The following is a 19583-nucleotide window of genomic DNA, read 5'->3' as shown; positions in this document are numbered from 1 at the left end:
GCTTACTCTCTTCGTCATTGTCATTACAAGGTATATCGGTGCTGCTTATGCACCAGTTTCTGCTATCTTAATCAAAAAGACTTCCATATGCAAGACACCACAGCACTGTATTGCAGCTTTGACTCAGCATTGTGATTATTTTGTGAAGAGAGATCTGCTTATTCCTGTTCCGCAAAAAAATGCCCGATGACTTTGGCAATGCTGTCGCTTCTCAGCGGCTTGCTGATATACTCATCCATCCCGGCTTCAAGGCATAGCTCCCGGTCGCCCTTGAGCGCGTTGGCCGTCACTGCAACAATGACCGGCTGCTGGTCTGCCGGCTGCTCTGCCCTGATGGCAGCTGTGGCCTCCAGGCCGTTCATCCCGGGCATCTGCACATCCATGAAGATCAGATCATAGCCATGCCGGGCCGTCATATCGACCGCCTGCCGCCCATCCTCGGCCACATCGACGGTGAAGCCGCGCTTCTCCAGGATTTTGCGCAGGACGATCTGGTTGATCACATTGTCCTCGGCTACCAGAATATGCAGGGACCGGCCTTCTGATTGCGGCTCCGGCTGGTTCCCCTCCGGCCCGTCAGCCGGAAGCGCCTGCGCTTGCGTCCGGAGGACCACGGTGAACACAAAGGTCGCCCCCTGCCCGGCTGCTGTATCCAGATAGATCTCTCCGCCCATCCGCTCGACCAATTGCTTGCTGATCGCCAGCCCCAGACCGGTGCCTTCCCCATGGCGGCCCCTGAAATGCTCCAGCTGATAGAACGGCTCGAACAAGCGGCTGCGGGCCTCCTCGGGAATCCCGCTCCCCGTGTCCGCCACGGTGAACTGGAGCGTTACGCCTGCCAGGCCATCGGCAATGCGCTTCACGCTTACCTTTACCCCGCCGGTACAGGTGAATTTCACGGCATTGCCGGCCAGATTGAGCAGCACCTGCTTCAGCCGCTCCCCGTCCCCGATCAGCCGCTGCGGCACATCCGGGTCCGTCTCCACGCTGAGGGTCAGGCCTTTACGCTCCGCCTTGAGCTGAAGCAGCTCCAGCGCGGAATCCATACAGTGCTGGAGGATGAACGGCTCATCTTGGAGTGAGATTTTGCCTGCCTCAATCTTGGAGAGATCGAGAATGTCGTTGATGATATTCAGCAGGGATTCACCGCTCTGGCGGATAATCTCCAGGAACTCCCGCTGCTGCGAACCCGGCTCACTGCTCTCCAGCAGCAGGTCGGTCATCCCGATCACCCCGTTCATCGGAGTACGGATTTCGTGGCTCATCATGGCCAGGAACTCACTTTTGGCGCGGTTCGTATTCTCTGCGGTCTCCTTGGCAATCAGCAGCTTCTTCTGCTCGGTAATATCCTTGACGATAATATAAAAGCCTACGGTAGACTGGTTGATAATAATCGGCGCAAGGGTAGTCAGAACCTCCACAGAATGCCCGTCCTTATGCCAGATCAGGTTGATATCCTGGCCTGCGGAGCCGCTCTGCCGGCGGGGACCGAGTACATTCTGCAGCTGCCGCTCGCCGATGATCCGGCTGACACTCATGCCCACCATCTCGGGGATCGTATACCCCGTCAGCCTTACCGCCTGTTCATTCCCGTTAATAATATGGCCTTCCAGATCCAGCGATATGATCGCGTCATGATTATATTTCTTCAGCGAGGTATAACGCTCGACCGATTCCTGAAGCTTCTGCTCCACAATCTTGCGCCGGGTCACATCGCGGCCGACAGCCAGCACCCCGCGCTCCCCGCCGTCTTCCACCGTTCTCAGAGAGAATTCAATCCAGATATATTGGCCGTTCGCATGTAATATCCGCAGCTGGACATCAGGCGAGTCAGCCATCTGCTGCGCACTGATTAAGGCCAGATCCTCAGAGTGAACCAGTCTGCTGTTATCCCGGCCGATCAGCTCCTCCGGTCTGTACCCGAGCACCTCTTCCACGGAAGGGGAGCAATAGCGGCAGACTGAGCCCGGCGCAGCATAGTACACAATGTCCCTGATGTTGCCGGCAATCAGCTCGTACAGCCGCTCAGACGTCCCGGGAAATGCCTCCACCGGTGCCGCAAGCGGCCTTCCAGCCAAGTGAACGATATAATACAGCCCCTCTCCCGTCGAAGGCTCGCTCACCCTCGCCACATGCAGCAGCACCGGAACCGCAGAGCCATCCGCATGGCGCAGCTTGATTTCGGCTTCAAAAAAAGGGGCTGCTCCTGTCCTGAGGCTCCCCATCCTGTAACTATGTATGTGCAGGCTATCTTCATCCCAGAACGCTTGGAAGCTGCGTCCCAGCAACTGTTCTTCGGAATATCCGAGCAAGAGGGTTACCGCCGGATTCACCTTCATCCATTCTTCAGCCATGGAGAGAAAGGCTACTCCGGCAGTTCCTGTCTTCAATGCCTGTTCAAATGGAGAAGTCGTCTCCGTATGCTGCTCTAGCATAAGATCCACCGCCCGTTTGTGAAGTATTAGATGCAATTCCTTTATATTAAATCTGCAATATAAATATCTTGCATAATCGGGCGAAAGTCAAATCATTATGTCGAATACAGACAATTCCTTATTCAGCGGATTACAGCAGCCCGTGAACCCGCCGCCAGACAGAGATCTCCCCAGCTCCCCACCTTAATGAATCCCCTGTTGCTATTTCAAGCTAAATCTTCTGCAGGTCTTCTCCGTAGAGCAGCCTTTTCACGGTTTCGGTGAACGCTTTCACCTGAAAGGGCTTGGTGATATATTCGGCAAAGCCCTTCTTCCGGGCCTTCTCAATATCCGAGCTTTGCGCAAACGCGCTCGTCGCCAGCACCGGAATATGACAAGTTGCCTGATCCTGCCGCAGTATTTCCAGAGCTTCATACCCGTTAAGTCCGGGAAGCCCGATGTCCAGGATAATCAGATCCGGCAGAGCTTCCCGCGCTATTTGCAGTCCAAGCTCTGCCGTTTCAGCCTTCAGCAGCAATACGGAGGGCAGATTTCTTTTGAAGATATGGTGTACTAAGGCCATATTGAGCTGATTATCTTCTACATATAATACCGTCCACTTACACTCCTCCATCCAGCTTATCCTCCTAAAAAGTCTCAGCACCCCTAACGGCAGATGGGCAGAAAATAAAAAAACCGAAGAAAGGGACTATTCCCCCTTCTTCGGCTCATGTTCGGCTCATTTACATGTCCGACTCATTTCCACCTCATATATGGTTAGACTTCAGTGAAAAGTATAGGCTATCACGCTGGTATCTTTGTCGAAATCCCAATCCACATAAATATCCGCCAGCTCTTTGCCGAGCATCTGGGCTATAGTGGTGGTATCATCCAAGTAACGCTTCTCCATCTTGCGCTTGGTAGTCTTAAGCGTATTCTCATAGCCGAGGCCAATCAATTCCTTCTCCAAAGGAATCATGATACCCTCACGCTTAATAATTAGAATGCGGGGTCCCAGCCACCAGGAGTCCGTATGGACCGGTTCCTTCTGGACCTTCCTAGTTACTTCGTTAATCTGGAGATGGACTTCCTCGCGCCCGGCATAATCATCAATCGGTACGTCGTCATTCTTGATGAGCGCCACGATCATCCCCGATGCGTTATGAATGCCCCAATCATAAAAAAGCTCGCCGACCTCAATAGCCATGCTCTCCTTCAGGTACGCTGCAAGCTCGGGAAGCAGGGACTTCATCAGAAGCTCCCGTGTATAACGAAACGCCTGTTCTTCTTCCTTATTCAATAAAAACCTCTCCACAGGTCCGATGAAATTACGGATATGCAGTGCTATACATTGCTCCCCGATAGAGGCATGTATCGATTCAGGTCCCTTCCCGAAGCGTTCCCGCAGTAGCCTTCCTGTGAAACTGGAAAGTTGGCTAGTAAGTTCTGTAGTGCTCATTCAATTTCCTCCAGCATAATATTGTAGTGTCTGTGTGTAGATTTGGGGAGACGCTCCGCCTGCTGAAGAAACGGTTCGTTCAACTTAGTATAATCGGTAGCCGCCCGGTTCGTATATATTAAAATAATTTATATTTTTCTGCAGCAGCTTCGCCTGCTTCTATATGTATCGGCGTGCTCCTAGTATTGCCCAAATTATGTCATATTACTTAGACACGGCCGAAACGTACAAGAACATGCACCCGTCAGTCAGAAGCGATTATATACAAAAAGGTGTTCCGCTGCCGGCATGGCTGCGGAACACCTGTGAATTCACTTGCCTATCTCTTGCTGCTTGCCGCGGTAAGCTTCGGTGAAGACCTCGAAGAACGGTGTCGTGTCCCGCTCTGCCATCGTGTCCTCCGCCCCCGGATTCCAGCCGATCTCCTTCCGCCAGCTGCCCAGCCGGCCGGATTCAATCAGCTCCTGCTCATCCGGGTTCGCAGACTTATCTGCCTGTGGTGCCACATACAATGCATCGACAGGACAATAAGCTTCGCACATGAAGCAGGTCTGGCAATCCTCCTGGCGGGCAATGACGGCAAGCTTGCCCTCCATCGCGAAGACATTCGTCGGACAGACCTTCACGCACAGCCTGCAGCCGATGCAGCGGTCCTGGCTAACCAGCTCAATCATATGGCCCGCTCCTCTCCCGGAATCCGCAGCTCATGGGCATGAGGCACACTTTCCGTGCGGATACCGATCGTATTAACGCCGGAGAGAATCAGGCGGTGGGTCTGGCGCGGGTCCAGCGCCGGATACTCGGCCAGGCGCTGCAGGCCGCGGCTCTCCTTGCGGGCCAGCGCAGCGGTGTAGATCCAACGGCCGACATTCAGCATAGCGGCCGCTTCACGTGACTGCACGATGCCCTGAACCGTGGCAGGCACCTGCCCGCCCAGCTCGGGCATCAGGCGGTTCAGGCGCTGTAGAGCGGCAGCGACTACGGGCTCGCTGCGGAAGTAATTGATCCGCAGCGGCAGGATCTCCTGCTGGACCGCCGCGATCAGCGGCTTCGCGTCCAGCGTCCGTGAGGTGCCGGCGCCAGCCGGCATGCCGTAGCGGCCCGCCGCGCGGAGCATCCGGCGCTCCGCCGGATGCGGCTGCTGCAGAGCGTGCCGCGCCGCGCTTCGTCCTGCCCAGCTGCCGCTGCAGATGGCCCAGGATGCATTGTAGGCGCCGCCGCCGGAGATGGCGCCGGTCACTTTCTCGCGGGAGGCGGCGTCGCCTGCCGCATACAGCCCCGGCACCGAGGTTTCACACCCGGGGCCGGTCAGGCGCAGGCCGCCCGTGCCGCGCATCGTGCCTTCATAGCGGAGCGTAAGCGGAAATTTATCCTTGAACGGATTAATCCCCGCCCGCTCCAGCGGCATGAAGAAGATCGGGTGGGCATTGCGGAGGAATTCCTGCTTCTCCTTCGTATCAGCCAAATCCAGAGAAGCATAGACCGGGCCCTTCAGCATCAGCTCGGGAATGCTGCCGAAGGTGCGGTCGCCCCGGTGCAGCGGCCTTCCCGCAGCATCATACAGCGTGGCCCAGGCCAGCATCCGCCCGCGGGTTACCGTTCCGTCCGCGAAGCTCGGAGCATATTGCCGGGTGAATTCCATGCCCGACAGCTCGGCACCGGCTTCGGCTGACATCAGCAGCCCTTCACCGGTAAGCACATTACAGCCCAGCCCCTTGCTGAGGAAGGCGCAGCCGCCCGTAGCCATAATCACCGCATTCGCCTTCACTTCCCAGCTCTCTCCGGTCAGGCGGTTGATTCCGCGGGCGCCACCCACGCCGTGCTGATCATGGAGCAGCTCCAGTGCCGGCGATTGATCCCAGATGCGCACTCCCGCCTTGCGCACCACTCTGCGCATAATCTTCATGTATTCGGGGCCATGCAGATGCGTCCGCAGCGGCCTGCCCTCCTCATCCTTCGGGAAGGGATACCCCCATTCCTCTACCAGCTGCAGATTCTGCTCGACCTGATCCAGCACACGGTGTATCCAGGCATTCTCCGAGAGATAGCCGCCGGCCTTAAGTCTGTCCTGCACGGCCTGTTCCCGCAGCTCTGCCACCGGCGGAATCACCAGCAGCGTCGTTCCCCCCGGCGCGGTAGCTCCGCTTGTTCCGAGATATCCCTTATCGGCCAGGATCACTTTCGCTCCCTGAGAAGCTGCACTCCATGCCGCCCATGCTCCGGCCGGGCCTCCACCCAGCACTAGCACATCTGTTGTAGCCTGCTGTTGCTGCGGCATTCCGCTTCCTCCTCTTCATGGTTCTTTGAAATGTAGAAATAAGATCAGGCCAGCTTCTCCTGCAAAAATGCTATCGTCGAGGTGACAGCCTCATTCAGCGCAGAGGTGGAGCCTTCGTACGGATCTACCGTGCCGAAGGTATGATCTGCACCCCGGATGCTCAGGTACCGGTGCTGCGGCGCTTGTTCCCTGAAGCCGGCATGCTGCAGCAGCAGGGCATCACGGTCCTGATCACCCTGAATCAGCAGCGCAGCAGCCGATACTCTGCTGAGCGCTTCCTCCAGATTGAAACGCTCCTTATTCCGCAGCTGATCCTCCCGGACCGCCTGCTCCTGCGGCGTAAGCGCCGCAGGACCTTCACCCTGCCGAGGCTGCGGTGCAGCACCGCCGTTCCAGACTACCAGCGCCTTCACCTCAGGATGCTCTGCCGCGAACAGGATGTTGCTCCCGCCTGCACGGCTATGCCCCAGAACCGCTATCCGCTCCGTGTCGGCTAGCCCGGCAAGCGGCAGCCTGCCTTCAAGCAGGCTATGGAGCAACTGCTCCAGATCCGCCAGCTCCCTGCTCAGCGTGGCCGCTTCGGCTGCTTCCTCCGGGCTGATCCCGTCAGCATCACGGGCAGCGATACGCGAGAAATTGAAGCTTACGGTGTAGAACCCGCTTCCGGCAATTCTGCCGGAGACCTCCGGCCAGAACGCCCAATCTTTATGCCCTCTGAAGCCATGGCTGATCAGGAGTACGGGCTTCGGTGCCGTCCCCACAGGGACCCGTACCTCACCTTCCAGATACAGTCCATTCTCCAGCGGCAGCTTGAAATGTTCAAAAGTTAAGGTTTCATGAGACATCGGCATTCCCTCCGTTTCCCTATGTTGAATTACTTGAGCTGCCAATCGCTGATATTGAAATTCTTCTTGGCCAGCTTCTCATCGACGAGGAAGTTCTTGGTGCCCTCCAGCAGCTTAATACCGTCATCTGTGAAGGCTGTATCCTTGATATCACTGATTGGATTGACCTGCTTCGCGAGTTCCGGGGTGGTATCTCCGATCTCAGCCAGGAATGCATAATATTCATCTTCATGCTGCTTCAGGTCGGCCAGTGCCTTCTCCCGGGCCGCATTCCAGACCTTGGGGAAATCCGGGAATTTCGCAAGGTACTCCTCTGACACTACAGTAGCGCTGCTACCGAGCAGATCCGGATGCTGCGAGGCATCATCCAAATGGGTGTACCCCTGCTCAATCTGCTTAAGCGCTGCCACACCGTTATTGGTGGTCGCGTCTACATCGCCGCGGGCCAGTGCTGCGCTTGCATCGGGAATCAGCATGTGAACCAGCTTATAATCAGTTACGCCCTCCTGCTTCAGCAAGCCGACTACATAACGGTGCATAAACGAACCTTTTTGGATGGCAATCGTCTTGCCCTTCAGCTCCTGCACCGTCTTCGGCCCGTCCTTCTTGCCGATCAGATAACCGACTGTATGCGCTGAAGTCTGGGCGATCAGCCGGGTCTTGGCTCCTGAGGCGTAGGCGATAATCGCCGGGGTATCCCCGAGGCTGCCGAAATCAAGTCTTCCGCTGATTAAGGATTCCGTCTGATCCGGCCCGTTCGGGAAGCCTGTCAGTTTGACTTCGGTAATTCCGTATGGTTTCAGCTCTTCCTGAATAATGCCCTTGTAAAGGCCCCAGCCTTCCGCGCCTCCCGGCAGATTCAGCTTATTGGAGCCAATGAATCCGTAATTCAGCACGGCCGGAACATTGCTTGAAGCCTTATCGCCAGCCGCTTCAGCGGTATTGGTACCTCCACTGCCTGCTGCTGAGCTGCTGCTCCCCGTATTATTTCCGCAAGCCTGCAGTACCAGCATGATCACCACCATACCTGTAATCAGCGTGAGGCGTCCCCTTTTGCTCCATATACCTGTAATCTCTCTGTACAATCTGCTCATTGCTGTATTCTCCCCTCAGTCGTCTACTGGATGTTGTTATCGCATATCAGAAATCAGAATCCTGCCCGCGCCGCCAGCTTAACCATGAAGTCATGACTAGCCACCGGCTGTCTGCCCTTGCCCCAGCCTACCTTCTCGCGGTAGCCTCCAAGCAGGCCCTGCTCCTCCAGCTCTGCCTCTGTAATCCCGGTAATTCCCTCGGAATCCGGAGCAACATACAGCGCATCCACCGGACAATACAGCTCACACATGAAGCAGGTCTGGCAGTCGCTCTGCCGGGCGATAACAGGAATTCCATTATCTACCCGGTCGAATACATTGGTCGGGCAGACGGATACGCATTGGTTGCATTCTACACACCGGTCAGCGCTGATGACTTCAATCACAACAATACACTCTCCTTCGCTACCTCTTCTGTCTTCACCCATACCTGATCCAGTCCGCCGCTAATCAAGCGGTGATGCTGGCTGTCGTCACTTCCCTTGAAGTCCTCCCGTTTATGCATTCCCCTGGTTTCAGTGCGGGCCAGTGCGGAGCTGTACATCCAGCGTGCCGTTGCCGTCATCGCTTCGGCTTCACGCGCCTTCATACCTTCCGGCGTACGCTGGATTTCCCGGCTGCGCTGCTCCTTCCATAGTCCGTCCAGACGTTCCAGCGAAGAGGCCAGCCCCTGCTCTGTACGGAACAGATTAATATCGTACGGTTTGACTTCTGCCTGCACAGCCTCCACATATTCTGCGGTTCTGGCCGCCGCTCCCGCCTTCACTTCCTGGTGAACCAGCGGTGAAGAGGATAACCCGACGGGTGTGCGGTGATCCGCATGCCGCCCGAGTCCGGCTGTATAGGCTGCCGCCCCTTCTCCGGCGAAGGAGCCGGAAGACATTGCCCAGGCGGCATTATGGCTGCCGCCTCCGGTGAATCCGCCGCAGATCAGCTCCCGGGTAGCCGCATCCCCTGCGGCATATAACCCTGGAACACCTGTACCGCAATTCTCGTCTGTAATCCGGATGCCGCCTGTGCCGCGGACTGTGCCTTCCAGCCGCAACGTCACCGGGAATACATCCTTGAAGGGATTGATGCCCCGCCGGTCGAACGGCAGGAAGAAATTCGTCTGCGCCACCCGCAGCAGCGGCTGCAAGGCCTCGTCGGCTCCGTCAAGCTTCGCGAACACCTGGCGGCCCGCTAGCAGATTCCTGGCAATGACCGAGCGGCCCTTCTTGGAGCCCGCTCCTTCCACCACACTGCCGTCCTCATAATAGAAGCTGGCATAGCTGTAATACGCAGTCTTCGTTACAGAAGAGAAGGTCGGGCAGATCGCATAGGCATTGGAGAACTCCATGCCGGACAGGCTCGCCCCTGCTTCCGCAGCGAATAAGTAACCATCACCTGTCAGGACGTTGCAGCCCAGCGCCTTACTGAGGAAAGCGCAGCCCCCGGTAGCGATAACCACCGCCCCGGCATGCACACTCCAAGCTTCTCCGTTCTGGGTCTGCACGCCGGCCGCTCCGGCTACCCCGTGCTCATCGGCGAGCAGCTCCAGCACGGGACTGTGGTCCAGAATCTTCACACCTGCCTTCTTCACCAGCTTGCGCATCAGTCGCATATATTCAGGTCCTTGCAGGCCCCGGCGGTACGGGTTGCCCTGCTCATCCACCGGGAATGGATAGCCGCTGACGCCCAGTCTGTTCATATTCTCATAAGTACGGTCCAGCACCCGGTCCATCCAGCGGTGCTCTGCCAGCTTACCGCCCATAGCATAACGGCTGGCCTTCGCCGACTCGCGCAGCTCTGCCTCCGGCTTCACATACCAGACCCCGGTGCCCGACGGGGCCGTTGCACCGCTGGAGCCGCAGTAGCCCTTATCGGCCAGAATCACCTTCACTCCCTTGGCTGCGGCTGTAAGTGCCGCCCATGTTCCTGCCGGACCCCCGCCGATGACCAGTACATCTGCTGTCAGTTTCAATGCTTCCTTCAGTGCCGGTTGGTTCATGTTGTTTCCCCCTTGGTTTCATTAGCGTTAGCGTTGCATTAGCCCATCTTCAACCTTGGTAGCTGTCACGCCAGTGCAGGAATTTGCGTTCGATGACACGAAATAGAGAATCGATTAGCTTGCCGACCACAGCGAAAATAAGTATTCCGACAAAAATAACTGCCGTATTGGAATTCTGCTTCGCTTCATTAATGAGAAATCCAACCCCGGACTGTGATCCGATCAATTCAGCAACCACCAGACCGATCCAGGCCACAGCCATCGACAAGCGCAGTCCCAGGAGAATGCCGGGCAGCGCTGCCGGCAGGATCAGCCGCCGCAGCTTCTGCAGCGGACTGAAGCCGAGCACCCGGGCCACTTCGAACAGCTTGTTGTCCACTCCCCGGATGCCCATGAAGGTATTAATATAGAGCGGGAAGAAGGAGCCGCTCATGATAATAACCACCTTCGAAATCTCCCCGAAGCCAAACCACAGAATAATTAGCGGGGCAATCGCCAGATGCGGAACCAGCCGCAGAATCTGAACACTCGGGTCCAGCAGATAGGCAGCGCTGCGGAACAGGCCGGTTAATGTCCCCAGCAGCAGGCCGAGAATCCCTCCAATCAGGAATCCGGTACCCGCCCGTCCGATGCTGACGCCCAGATGATGGAGGAGCTCTCCCCTAACGGCCAGATCCGCAAATGCGGAGAGGATCGTCAGCGGTGCCGGAAGGAACTCCGGCGAGATCCAGCCTGCGCTCCCGGCAAGCTGCCATACGGCTAGTACCGCTACGGGAATGGCTGCCCCGGCTCCCCAGTCATACAGAAGCTTTTTCCAGAATACAGAATCTGTCTCTGTCTTGTTGTTAGCTGTAGTAATTGAAGCAGTTCCGCTATAATCACGGGCTTCCCTTACGCCCTTGGCTGTCTTAATTATGGCTTCTATCCCTTCACTCATGCTGTTCTTCCCCCCTATCCCTGATAACTGTCCCGCCACCGAAGCAGACGCTGTTCGATCAGGCGGACAATCGTGTCACTCAGCAGTCCGACAGCGGCAAATACAATAATTCCGACAAATACAACCGGCGTATCGGCAAACTGGCGGGCATCCGACATCATGTAGCCAATCCCCGAGGTAGAAGCAATAAGCTCCGCAACCACCAGTCCCAGCCAGGAGAGTCCCAGCGACAAGCGTACGCCGAGCATAATATTCGGCACCGCCGCAGGCAGCACCAGCCTTACAATCTGCTTCCCTCTGCTGAAGCCAAGCACTCTGGCTACCTCAAACAGCTTGTTATCCGTCCCGCGTATACCGATAAAGGTATTGATGTAGACCGGGAAAAACGCCCCTTTGGCAATCAGCAGCACCTTGGATTCTTCGCCGATGCCGAACCAGAGAATGAACAGCGGCACTACGGCAAGGCTCGGAATCATCCGGATCATTTGCAGCGAGGGGTCCAGCAGCTTCTCCGACCGGCGGAATAATCCGACCAGTATGCCAAAGAACAGGCCGAGCCCGCCGCCAAGCAGAAATCCTGATAATGCCCGCACGACACTGATTCTGAGGTTGCTCCATAAATCTCCGGTAGACGCCAGCGTAATGAACGACTGGACAATCGTATAAGGTGTCGGGAACAGCATCTCCGAGATCACTCCGTAATGGCCCAGAATCTGCCACAGGATCAGCACCCCTGCCGGAAGCAGCAGCCCCAGACCGGCAATGACCACTTTTCCGGGTCCATCAGGCCGTCCGGTTCTTCCGGCATTCCCTGCCACTACAGTCCGCTCTGCCATGACTGTCCCTCCTTGAGAATTATTTAATATATTCGCATGGATTAAGTCGGATATAAGTCGGCACTTACCCTCACTTTTCCACAATTAGCATCTGGATTTACTTTATATTCCCGCCCCGTCCTTCAATTCAAGCTCCTCCACCTTCTCAAAGTAATTCAAAACCTTCAGCCGCAGCTCCTGAAAGGAGGTTGTCGTTTTGGTGCGCGGATACGGCAGGTCTATGGGAACGATCTTGCGGATTCGTCCGGGTCGGGGCTCCAGAATCACCACCCGGTTCCCCAGGAACACGGCTTCATCAATATCATGTGTCACCAAAATCATCGTCGTCCGGTTCCGCCGCCAAATGTCGAGCAGCACCGACTGCATATGCGCCCGCGTAAAAGCATCCAGCGCACCAAAGGGCTCATCCAGCAGCAGAACCTTGGGACTGCGCAGCAGCGCCCGGGCAATCGCTACCCGCTGGGCCATCCCGCCCGACAGCTCACGGGGATAGGACTTCTCGAAGCCGCCGAGCTTCACCAGCTCAATCAGTTCATCTACCCGCTGCCGGATATCCGGCCTGCCCAGCGGCAGATCCGAGGCAATATTCTTCTCTACCGTAAGCCAGGGAAACAAGCGGTGCTCCTGAAAAATAAACCCCTTATCGATTCCCGGCCCGCTGATCGCTGCTCCCTCCAGAGTAACACTGCCGGTATAGCCGGTATCCAGACCGGCAATGATGCGGAGCAGGGTACTTTTGCCGCAGCCGCTGGGTCCAATCACCGTGATGAACTCGCCCTCCTGCACCTCCAGCTCAACATCCTCCAGCGCCTGCACCTTACCTCCAGCGGCCTCAAAGTGCTTATTCAGTGCTGTGATAGACAACAAAGCCTCTCCCATATCTGCTCCTCCTTCTGGCTGAATTCCCTTAGTAACAAAAAACAGAGGAACCTCGCGCAGCAATCACGCAGGCACCTCTGTATGTACAGTCGGTAAAATATAATCCAAAGTAAATTGATTGGAATTTGTAAATTTAAAATATCATCCATTAGGTGATCTGTCAATAAAAATACATAATATCCGAGCGGATTAATTTGATTTGATGCTGACATCCTTTTGAAATTATGAAACAGCAACTAGGAAGCAGCCCATATTAATGGGATAATCGCAAACTTCCACTCATATACTTACAATTAGTAAGTAATTATGATATACTAGGCTATATCCTTGCACTAACGGACAAGCTTACAAGTAACTGCTGCTCAATATTCTGGATTATAAGGGGTCTGTACCATGAACAATCAAGGGAATACACAAGCTGATGCGCAAGCAAATACACAAGCGGATGCTCAAGAAAAAGAAGCAAGCCTACCGGAGTTTGAATTCGGCATTTATACATTAGGCGATATTGTTACCGACTGCCATACAGGGCAGCGGATCAGCCCCTCCCAACGCCTGCAGGAAGTCATTGCAGCCGCGAAGCTGGCCGATGAAGCCGGGCTGGATGTATTCGGCGTAGGCGAGCATCACCGGCTGGATTTCGTAATCTCATCGGTGCCCGTTGTCCTGGCAGCTATTGCCCAGGTTACACAGCGGATCAAGCTCACCAGCGCTACGACCGTGCTAAGCACCATTGATCCGGTCCGTGTCTTCGAGGATTTCGCCACCCTGGACCTCTTGTCGGGCGGCCGGGCCGAGATCATTGCCGGACGCGGCGCTTTTCTGGAATCCTTCCCGCTGTTCGGCTACGAGCTGGAAGATTACAAGCAGCTGTTCAGCGAGAATCTCGACCTGCTGCTCACACTGAACCAGCATGAAGTCATGAACTGGAAGGGCAAATTCCGCTCCCCGCTGCATAACGCCGAGATCGCTCCACGCCCGCTGCAGCAGAGGCTGCCGCTCTCGGTCGGCATCGGCGGCTCAGCCGAAAGTGCCGAGAAGGCCGGGTCCCTTGGCATCGGCATGGCTATCGCTATCCTGAGCGGCAGCCCGGAGCCCTTTCAGAATCTGGCCGGCACCTACCGCCGCGCCGGGGCTGCCGCCGGCCACCAGCCGGAGGACCTGAAGATCGCCATCACCAGCCACGGCTACATCGCCAAGACCTCACAGCAGGCACTCGATGAGTATTACCCTTATTACTACAGCTACCGTAATAGCATCAGCCCGCGTCCCGGTCAGGAGTACCGGATCTCCCGCAGCGACTTCGGCCGGTTCACCTCGCCGGACAACACCCTGGCCGTGGGCAGCCCGCAGCAGATTATCGAGAAGATTCTCTATCAGCATGAGCTGTTCGGCCATAACCGCTTCATGACCCAGCTCGACATCGGCGGCCTGCCTTACGCCAAAGTAGCCGCCGCCATCGAGCTGCTCGCCACCGAGGTCGCCCCGGTGGTGCGCCGCGAGGTTGCGAAGAAGCAGCGCGGAATTTCCTCCGCGCAATAAACTGTACTGAGGCCGCCCGGTTAATGGGCGGCTTCTTTTGGCGGGAGCAGGTGCACTAGTGCCAATGTCATTAAGTTAAGATATAGAGCCAAAAACAAGAAAAAGGCAGGTTATCGAAAAGATAGCCTGCTCTTTTTTTGCACAAAAAAATCTTGACAATCCGTAGAAAACGTGTGGCGAAGCCCCTTGAAAAAACGAGGAGGTTACGCCAATGAATGCTTATGCAAATTCGCTGAAAGACAGACTGACATCTCTCATCCGTGAGATGGCGGCTGCCCCCGCGCCTTACGTCAGAAACCCGGGAAAGGATTTTACCCGAACGAAAAAACTACCCTTTGAAATGGTTATGCAAACCCTGATCTTTATGGGCGGCAACAGCCTCTATAAGGAACTGTTGGAATCGCAGGGCTATGACGTTAACACCGCAACTTCTTCTGCTTTTGTTCAGCAAAGAAATAAAATTTTGCCGTCTGCGGTCGAATCTTTGTTTCACACCTTTACCGCGTCCCATACGGAATTCAAGGATTATCGAGGCTATCGATTATTGGCCATTGACGGTTCCGATCTGCATATTGCAACAGATCCTGCGGACCCGTTGACCTATTCTCAAAGTCAGCCCCACTCGAAAGGCTTTAACCTTCTGCACTTGAACGCTGCTTATGACCTCTGTAACCGGCTTTACGTGGACGCCATCCTTCAACCTCGAAAGCTGCGCAACGAAGGAAGGGCGCTGTCCACGATGGTGGATCGGTCCCCTATTCAGGGGAACGTCATTGTGTTGGCGGATCGAGGATTGGAAAGCTACAATACGTTCGCGCATCTGGAACGGAAAGGATGGAAGTACGTCATACGGGTCAAGGATTTGCATTCGAATGGCATTCTTTCGGGCTTGCACTTGACCTTTGAAGGGGCGTTTGATCAGGAGATTCACCTGACGCTGACTAAAAAACGAACGAAAGCGTTCAGGGATCACCCCGAAATCTATAAAATTCTTCCGGCCACCTCTAGCTTTGATTTTCTGGACATGCAAAAGAACCTGTTTTACCCGATTTCCTTTCGGGTGGTTCGTTTCCTCCTGCCCAGTGGCGATTATGAAACCGTCATTACCAATCTACCGGCTGCTGAATTCTCACCGGATGAACTCCGGGAACTGTATCACCTGCGATGGGGGATTGAGACCTCTTTCCGGGCCTTAAAATACACCATCGGTCTGACCCATTTTCACGCAAAGAAGCAAGAGTCCATTACCCAAGAGATATTCGCAAGAATGATCCTCTACAATTTCGCTGAAATGATTACCTCGCACGTAGTCATTTCCCAAAAGGATAAACGGCACCTCTACCAAGTCAACTTCACGGTGGCCGTTCACGTCTGTAGACATTTCCTGCGCTCCAAGGGCGATGGACCCCCGCCTGATGTGGAAGCTTTGATTCGCAAAAATATTTTGCCGATTCGTCTCACCCGTCCTGGGCAAAGGAATACACGCAGAATACGTAGCAAATCCGCCATTAGCTTCGTCTACAGAGTAGCATAATTCGGTTCGCATGAACATTTTTTTAAGTGGATCTTCCATCCGCTTTGTTTGCTATGCGCTTTTTTCCTTCCTTACACCAAAAACAAACGGCATAGGACGTTTCCCCATACCGTTTTGGATTCTCTTTATTAATTCCAAACTTATCTTTGAACTTATCTTAATGACATTGGCACTAGTGCTCCTCATTTCCGCTCACCGCCCACTTTCTGCGGAATCGGGTGCATTAGTGCACCTTAATCTCCTCCTTTAGCTACCTTTTGCCGGAATCTGGTGCACTTCTGCTCCTCATTTGCTCATTTAACCAACTTCTACTCGATTCAGGTGCACTTATGCACCTGATTTTCTCATTCAACTAACTTGCCCTCCCCCGTCCCCGCCCACTTTCAGCTCTACCAAAGGGATTTATCCCTCTCATTTCCCCATCCAGCCCACTTTCAGCTCCACCAAAGGGATTTATCCCTTTCATTTGCTCATTCAGCCCGCTTCCAGCACCACCAATGGGATTTATCCCTTTCATTTGCTCATCCAGCCCGCTTTCAGCGCCACCAAGGGGATTTATCCCTCTCATTTCCTCATCCCGCCCACTTTCAGCGCCACCAAGGGGATTTGTCCCTTTCATTTCCCCATCCCGCCCACTTTCAGCGCCACCAAAGGGATTTATCCCTTTCATTTCCTCATCTGCCCCACTTTCAGCTCTACCAAAGGGATTTATCCCTCTCATTTCCCCTATCCAGCCCACTTTCAGCTCCACCAAAGGGATTTATCCCTTTCATTTGCTCATTCAGCCCGCTTCCAGCACCACCAATGGGATTTTTCCCTTTCATTTCCCCTATCCCTATCCCCTTCACCCTCTAATCCACCCCGCAGCACTCAGCCCGCTTCCGGCGGAGTTCACATATCACCCTAATTCCTTATATTAGTTTAAATTCAAGACCCGGCAGACGGAGGATGCCACGGATGAGCAGGCGCATCAGGAGAGCGCATAACCTAAGTGGGCGGCGGCCGTTCGTTCCTTCATTCGTTCGTCGTTCCGCCATTCGTTCGTCGTTTCCGCCATTCGTTCGTCGTTCCGCCATTCGTTCAAAGGACAAAAAAGCCCCCAGCGATTGCTGGGGACCTGTTCAATAGTATGATTTAGCCAATGTTCAGGCAAATGAAGGCTTGTTATTATCCACTTTACCGCTGACCAGCTTCTTGTACTCGTCGTTTCCACCCTCCACGGATGGTGCCAAATACACGCTTGGCGCCGAGGGCGTAAGCTTAGAGCCGGATTTGCGTCTGGAGCGGCCTTTGCCTCCCGCGCTGTTGCCGTCACCGCTTGCAGACCGGCGGACAGTACTGGATACACTAACGGCATTCTTCATATTCTTCATCCTGTTAGTCCCCTCCCACTAAATGATTGACGGTGCGGAACAAATCCCGGTTATAGGCCACGACTGCTGTAATATCCTCTGCCGATAATCGCTGACTTCCCGAGAAGTGCACGGACAGCACATGGTTCTCCCCTAAAGGATAGCATAGGATATATACCTCCGCAACTTCCGTACGCTGTAAAAAAGTCCATTCTTTTGTCAGAAAGGCATCCAGCACCCCCGGCTTCACGCTCCCGTCCTCGAAGGCGGCGAACGGATACATCTGCCCGCGTCCCACATTGCCGCCGACCTGCTTCAGGCCCGCTTCCGCTTCGGCCCGCCACATGGCGGCTCCGATGACCCGGCAATCCTCCGGAGGCAGGAATGAATTGCGGACGGCTTCGCTCAGTGCCTGATATTTCTCGGCTGCCTGCGGTGGCGTTACATTATTATTATATTGCCAAAAGAAGTGAAGGATACTTTCTTTTCGCCTAAGCTCTGCCCGAAGCTGCAGCAGCTCTACAGCCGGGTCGTGGTACATCCCCTGCGCCTGAATACTGTCGATGATCTTGCCGCAGCTCACATCCACCGCCGCTGTAACATTGTCATGCTGCCACTCATATTCCAGCGGGGTTAGTCCCGACAGATCCGACAGCAGATGATACTCTTCCACATTCTCACCCGGGATCAGGTCACTGCGGGCGGGTACCTGATCCGGCAGCAGGCAGAAGACCCGGCCGCGCCGCAGCCGCGCCCAGAACAGGCCCATTTCGAACTGGGTGTTGTCCCGGGTCACATAATAATATTTACCCCTAATCCGGGCTACATCATCCGGCGAGAACACAAAGACGGCAAAATCGCTGATATCCAGATTCCGCTCCAGCGCTTCCATGGTGTATTCATTCGGCCGGAAAGCAGCGGCATACCACGGATGAACCTCGGCGGTCCGCTTCAGCTGTTCGTGGATAGCTCTGGCATAGCGGATAGATTCTCTGGAAGAACCAATGAATAATCTAGGTCTGATCACGGCGGCACTCCTTTGTCTGTTTCCCCAATATGTAATAATTATACAGACATTTCCTGCCAACGAATAGGGCTTAGAGCGATATTGGGCAGCAGCAATGGAAGGTAACTAGCAGCGTTGTTAGCGGTATTCAGAGTAATTATTTATCTTCAATTTTAAATTTTCGGTATTCTCCGGCCGATGAAACGGGTAATAGAAGTTTATCTCTCCGGGAAATGAGGATTTATTTGTATGCGACTAAAATTACATACTGCAGTCCTGTCAGCCTGTCTGCTGACTTCATCCATACTGGCACCTGTCCTGCCGTCTTCCACAGCTTACGCTTCAGCGGCCTACTCGGCCAAAGTGTACGCCAGCTCCCTGAATGTACGCAGTGAGCCTGCTGCAGGCGCCGCCGTCACAGGCACTCTGGCTGGCGGTGCCACCGTTACCGTCACCGAAGAGCAGCATGGCTGGCTCAAGGTCCGCTCCGGCTCTGTCTCCGGCTGGGTAGCCGGTTATTATCTGAAGCGCACCAGTGGAAGCTCCAGTACCTCTGCCAGCGCCACCGCCTCCAATGCATCCGCCAAGTCGGCTGTGAAGACCTCAGCGGTCTCCAGCGGAACGGCTGTCGTTACAGCTTCTTCCCTGCGCATGCGGGGAGGTCCGGGAACCGGCCACGAGGTCGTGGGATCGCTGCAATCCGGCAATAAGGTGACCATTCTGCTCCGCCAGGGAGAATGGTCGCGGGTCCGCACAGCCGGAGGAACCGTCGGCTGGGTATCCTCCCAGTATCTGTCGGGCGGAGCCGTCCGCAGCGCAAGCACAGTCAGCTCGAATAGCCAGACTCCGAGTGTCGTACGGAAATCCGGCAGCATCCGGGGCAAGCTGATCATAGTGGACCCTGGCCACGGCGGCACCGATCCGGGCATGCTCGGGACAACCTATAACACGATGGAGAAGGATCTGACGCTCCAGACCTCCCTGTATCTGCGGGATTATCTGACCGCCAAGGGAGCCAGAGTAGAGATGACCCGGACCCGCGGGGAGCAGAAGCCTGCGCTCTCCCAGCGGGTGCAGCTTGGACGGCAGCTCGGTGCGGATGCTTTTGTCAGCATTCATTATAATTCATCGCCGAAGAATGTCTCCGGCACGCTGACCTTCTTCTATTCTCAGCAGAATGATCTGCGGCTGGCCCGGGCAGTGGAGACCCGGCTGGGTGAGGGCATCGGCCTGCGCAGCAACGGTCTCTCCTTCGGCGACTACCATATTCTGCGGGAGAATCCGCTGCCGGCTACCCTTGTAGAGCTGGGCTTCCTGTCGAACCCGTACGACGAAGCGATTGTGCGCAAGGCGGCTTATCAGCGGAAGGCGGCTCAGGCGGTCGCTGAGGGAGTGGCTGATTATTTCAACAAGTAGA

18 protein-coding genes are annotated in these 19583 nt (G+C 55.3%); 3 read left to right on the top strand and 15 right to left on the bottom strand.

The genetic code is table 11. The features are described 5' to 3' along the window. Positions 1–158 precede the first annotated feature (158 nt). The 12 genes from MKY96_RS00655 to MKY96_RS00595 all read right to left on the bottom strand — a co-directional run bounded on the left by MKY96_RS00655 (position 159) and on the right by MKY96_RS00595 (position 12732). Entirely contained in the window at positions 159–2435 is a 2277-nt protein-coding gene (locus MKY96_RS00655) for a PAS domain S-box protein (protein ID WP_340944409.1), read from the bottom strand. Between the two features lie 211 nt (positions 2436–2646). Next, on the bottom strand, positions 2647–3048 hold the full coding sequence (locus MKY96_RS00650; RefSeq protein WP_340937905.1) for a response regulator: 402 nt from the start codon (positions 3046–3048) through the stop codon (positions 2647–2649). Between the two features lie 150 nt (positions 3049–3198). Beyond that, entirely contained in the window at positions 3199–3873 is a 675-nt protein-coding gene (locus MKY96_RS00645; RefSeq protein WP_340994531.1) for a Na-translocating system protein MpsC family protein, read from the bottom strand. Positions 3874–4184: 311 nt separating this feature from the next. After that, positions 4185–4547, bottom strand: coding sequence for a 4Fe-4S dicluster domain-containing protein (locus tag MKY96_RS00635; RefSeq protein WP_209876726.1), 363 nt, complete (start codon positions 4545–4547; stop codon positions 4185–4187). After that, positions 4544–6151 (bottom strand): FAD-binding protein, encoded by a 1608-nt coding sequence (locus MKY96_RS00630; RefSeq protein WP_340937902.1) that lies wholly within the window; start codon positions 6149–6151, stop codon positions 4544–4546. The genes MKY96_RS00635 and MKY96_RS00630 overlap by 4 nt, the downstream gene beginning before the upstream one ends. A 44-nt stretch (positions 6152–6195) precedes the next feature. Then, positions 6196–6996, bottom strand: coding sequence for an alpha/beta hydrolase family protein (locus MKY96_RS00625; RefSeq protein WP_340937901.1), 801 nt, complete (start codon positions 6994–6996; stop codon positions 6196–6198). 29 nt (positions 6997–7025) lie between these two features. Beyond that, the gene (locus tag MKY96_RS00620) at positions 7026–8090 is read right to left on the bottom strand and encodes an ABC transporter substrate-binding protein (protein WP_340937899.1); all 1065 of its coding nucleotides are present in this window, start codon (positions 8088–8090) and stop codon (positions 7026–7028) included. 53 nt (positions 8091–8143) lie between these two features. Beyond that, entirely contained in the window at positions 8144–8476 is a 333-nt protein-coding gene (locus MKY96_RS00615) for a ferredoxin family protein (RefSeq protein WP_340937898.1), read from the bottom strand. Beyond that, positions 8473–10080 carry an FAD-binding protein gene (locus tag MKY96_RS00610; RefSeq protein WP_340937895.1) on the bottom strand — a complete coding sequence of 536 codons (1608 nt, stop codon included), beginning with the start codon at positions 10078–10080 and terminating at the stop codon, positions 8473–8475. Before MKY96_RS00610 ends, MKY96_RS00615 begins: the two co-directional genes overlap by 4 nt. 49 nt (positions 10081–10129) lie before the next feature. After that, a complete protein-coding gene (locus MKY96_RS00605) occupies positions 10130–11017 on the bottom strand; it encodes an ABC transporter permease (protein WP_340937893.1) in 888 nt (295 codons plus the stop codon). A gap of 14 nt (positions 11018–11031) precedes the next feature. Continuing rightward, the gene (locus MKY96_RS00600; protein ID WP_340937891.1) at positions 11032–11853 is read right to left on the bottom strand and encodes an ABC transporter permease; all 822 of its coding nucleotides are present in this window, start codon (positions 11851–11853) and stop codon (positions 11032–11034) included. A 102-nt stretch (positions 11854–11955) separates the two neighbouring features. Further along, the gene (locus MKY96_RS00595) at positions 11956–12732 is read right to left on the bottom strand and encodes an ABC transporter ATP-binding protein (RefSeq protein ID WP_340937889.1); all 777 of its coding nucleotides are present in this window, start codon (positions 12730–12732) and stop codon (positions 11956–11958) included. 393 nt (positions 12733–13125) lie between these two features. On the opposite strand from MKY96_RS00595, the gene MKY96_RS00590 reads away from it, so the two are divergent. Both MKY96_RS00590 and MKY96_RS00585 read left to right on the top strand, forming a co-directional pair. After that, the gene (locus MKY96_RS00590; RefSeq protein ID WP_340937888.1) at positions 13126–14274 is read left to right on the top strand and encodes an LLM class flavin-dependent oxidoreductase; all 1149 of its coding nucleotides are present in this window, start codon (positions 13126–13128) and stop codon (positions 14272–14274) included. Between the two features lie 211 nt (positions 14275–14485). Continuing rightward, on the top strand, positions 14486–15808 hold the full coding sequence (locus MKY96_RS00585) for an IS4 family transposase (RefSeq protein ID WP_076086935.1): 1323 nt from the start codon (positions 14486–14488) through the stop codon (positions 15806–15808). 352 nt (positions 15809–16160) lie between these two features. Here MKY96_RS00585 and MKY96_RS00580 read toward each other — a convergent pair whose 3' ends face one another. From MKY96_RS00580 to MKY96_RS00570, 3 genes are all read right to left on the bottom strand, one after another. Continuing rightward, positions 16161–16562, bottom strand: a complete 402-nt coding sequence (locus MKY96_RS00580) for a hypothetical protein (RefSeq protein ID WP_340937886.1) — start codon at positions 16560–16562, stop codon at positions 16161–16163. A gap of 391 nt (positions 16563–16953) precedes the next feature. Continuing rightward, the gene (locus MKY96_RS00575) at positions 16954–17181 is read right to left on the bottom strand and encodes a hypothetical protein (RefSeq protein WP_340937885.1); all 228 of its coding nucleotides are present in this window, start codon (positions 17179–17181) and stop codon (positions 16954–16956) included. A 4-nt stretch (positions 17182–17185) separates the two neighbouring features. Continuing rightward, on the bottom strand, positions 17186–18187 hold the full coding sequence (locus MKY96_RS00570; RefSeq protein WP_340937883.1) for a TIR domain-containing protein: 1002 nt from the start codon (positions 18185–18187) through the stop codon (positions 17186–17188). Between the two features lie 228 nt (positions 18188–18415). Between MKY96_RS00570 and MKY96_RS00565 the strand changes: the two genes are divergently transcribed. Next, positions 18416–19582, top strand: a complete 1167-nt coding sequence (locus tag MKY96_RS00565) for an N-acetylmuramoyl-L-alanine amidase (RefSeq protein ID WP_340937881.1) — start codon at positions 18416–18418, stop codon at positions 19580–19582. Position 19583: the final 1 nt, after the last annotated feature.

It is taken from the genome of Paenibacillus sp. FSL R7-0302 (genome assembly GCF_038006885.1).
In the GTDB taxonomy this organism is placed as follows: domain Bacteria; phylum Bacillota; class Bacilli; order Paenibacillales; family Paenibacillaceae; genus Paenibacillus_AQ.
This window is presented reverse-complemented; position numbering and strand designations above follow the sequence as displayed.

Excerpts from the sequence above, each read along its gene's own strand:
- MKY96_RS00645 (WP_340994531.1), bottom strand. The coding sequence starts at position 3,873 with ATGAGCACTACAGAACTTACTAGCCAACTTTCCAGTTTCACAGGAAGG.
- MKY96_RS00610 (WP_340937895.1), bottom strand. The coding sequence starts at position 10,080 with ATGAACCAACCGGCACTGAAGGAAGCATTGAAACTGACAGCAGATGTA.
- MKY96_RS00585 (WP_076086935.1), top strand. The coding sequence starts at position 14,486 with ATGAATGCTTATGCAAATTCGCTGAAAGACAGACTGACATCTCTCATC.
- MKY96_RS00575 (WP_340937885.1), bottom strand. The coding sequence starts at position 17,181 with ATGAAGAATATGAAGAATGCCGTTAGTGTATCCAGTACTGTCCGCCGG.
- MKY96_RS00590 (WP_340937888.1), top strand. The coding sequence starts at position 13,126 with ATGAACAATCAAGGGAATACACAAGCTGATGCGCAAGCAAATACACAA.
- MKY96_RS00605 (WP_340937893.1), bottom strand. The coding sequence starts at position 11,017 with ATGAGTGAAGGGATAGAAGCCATAATTAAGACAGCCAAGGGCGTAAGG.
- MKY96_RS00630 (WP_340937902.1), bottom strand. The coding sequence starts at position 6,151 with ATGCCGCAGCAACAGCAGGCTACAACAGATGTGCTAGTGCTGGGTGGA.
- MKY96_RS00595 (WP_340937889.1), bottom strand. The coding sequence starts at position 12,732 with ATGGGAGAGGCTTTGTTGTCTATCACAGCACTGAATAAGCACTTTGAG.
- MKY96_RS00565 (WP_340937881.1), top strand. The coding sequence starts at position 18,416 with ATGCGACTAAAATTACATACTGCAGTCCTGTCAGCCTGTCTGCTGACT.
- MKY96_RS00600 (WP_340937891.1), bottom strand. The coding sequence starts at position 11,853 with ATGGCAGAGCGGACTGTAGTGGCAGGGAATGCCGGAAGAACCGGACGG.
- MKY96_RS00620 (WP_340937899.1), bottom strand. The coding sequence starts at position 8,090 with ATGAGCAGATTGTACAGAGAGATTACAGGTATATGGAGCAAAAGGGGA.
- MKY96_RS00635 (WP_209876726.1), bottom strand. The coding sequence starts at position 4,547 with ATGATTGAGCTGGTTAGCCAGGACCGCTGCATCGGCTGCAGGCTGTGC.
- MKY96_RS00625 (WP_340937901.1), bottom strand. The coding sequence starts at position 6,996 with ATGTCTCATGAAACCTTAACTTTTGAACATTTCAAGCTGCCGCTGGAG.
- MKY96_RS00650 (WP_340937905.1), bottom strand. The coding sequence starts at position 3,048 with ATGGAGGAGTGTAAGTGGACGGTATTATATGTAGAAGATAATCAGCTC.
- MKY96_RS00655 (WP_340944409.1), bottom strand. The coding sequence starts at position 2,435 with ATGCTAGAGCAGCATACGGAGACGACTTCTCCATTTGAACAGGCATTG.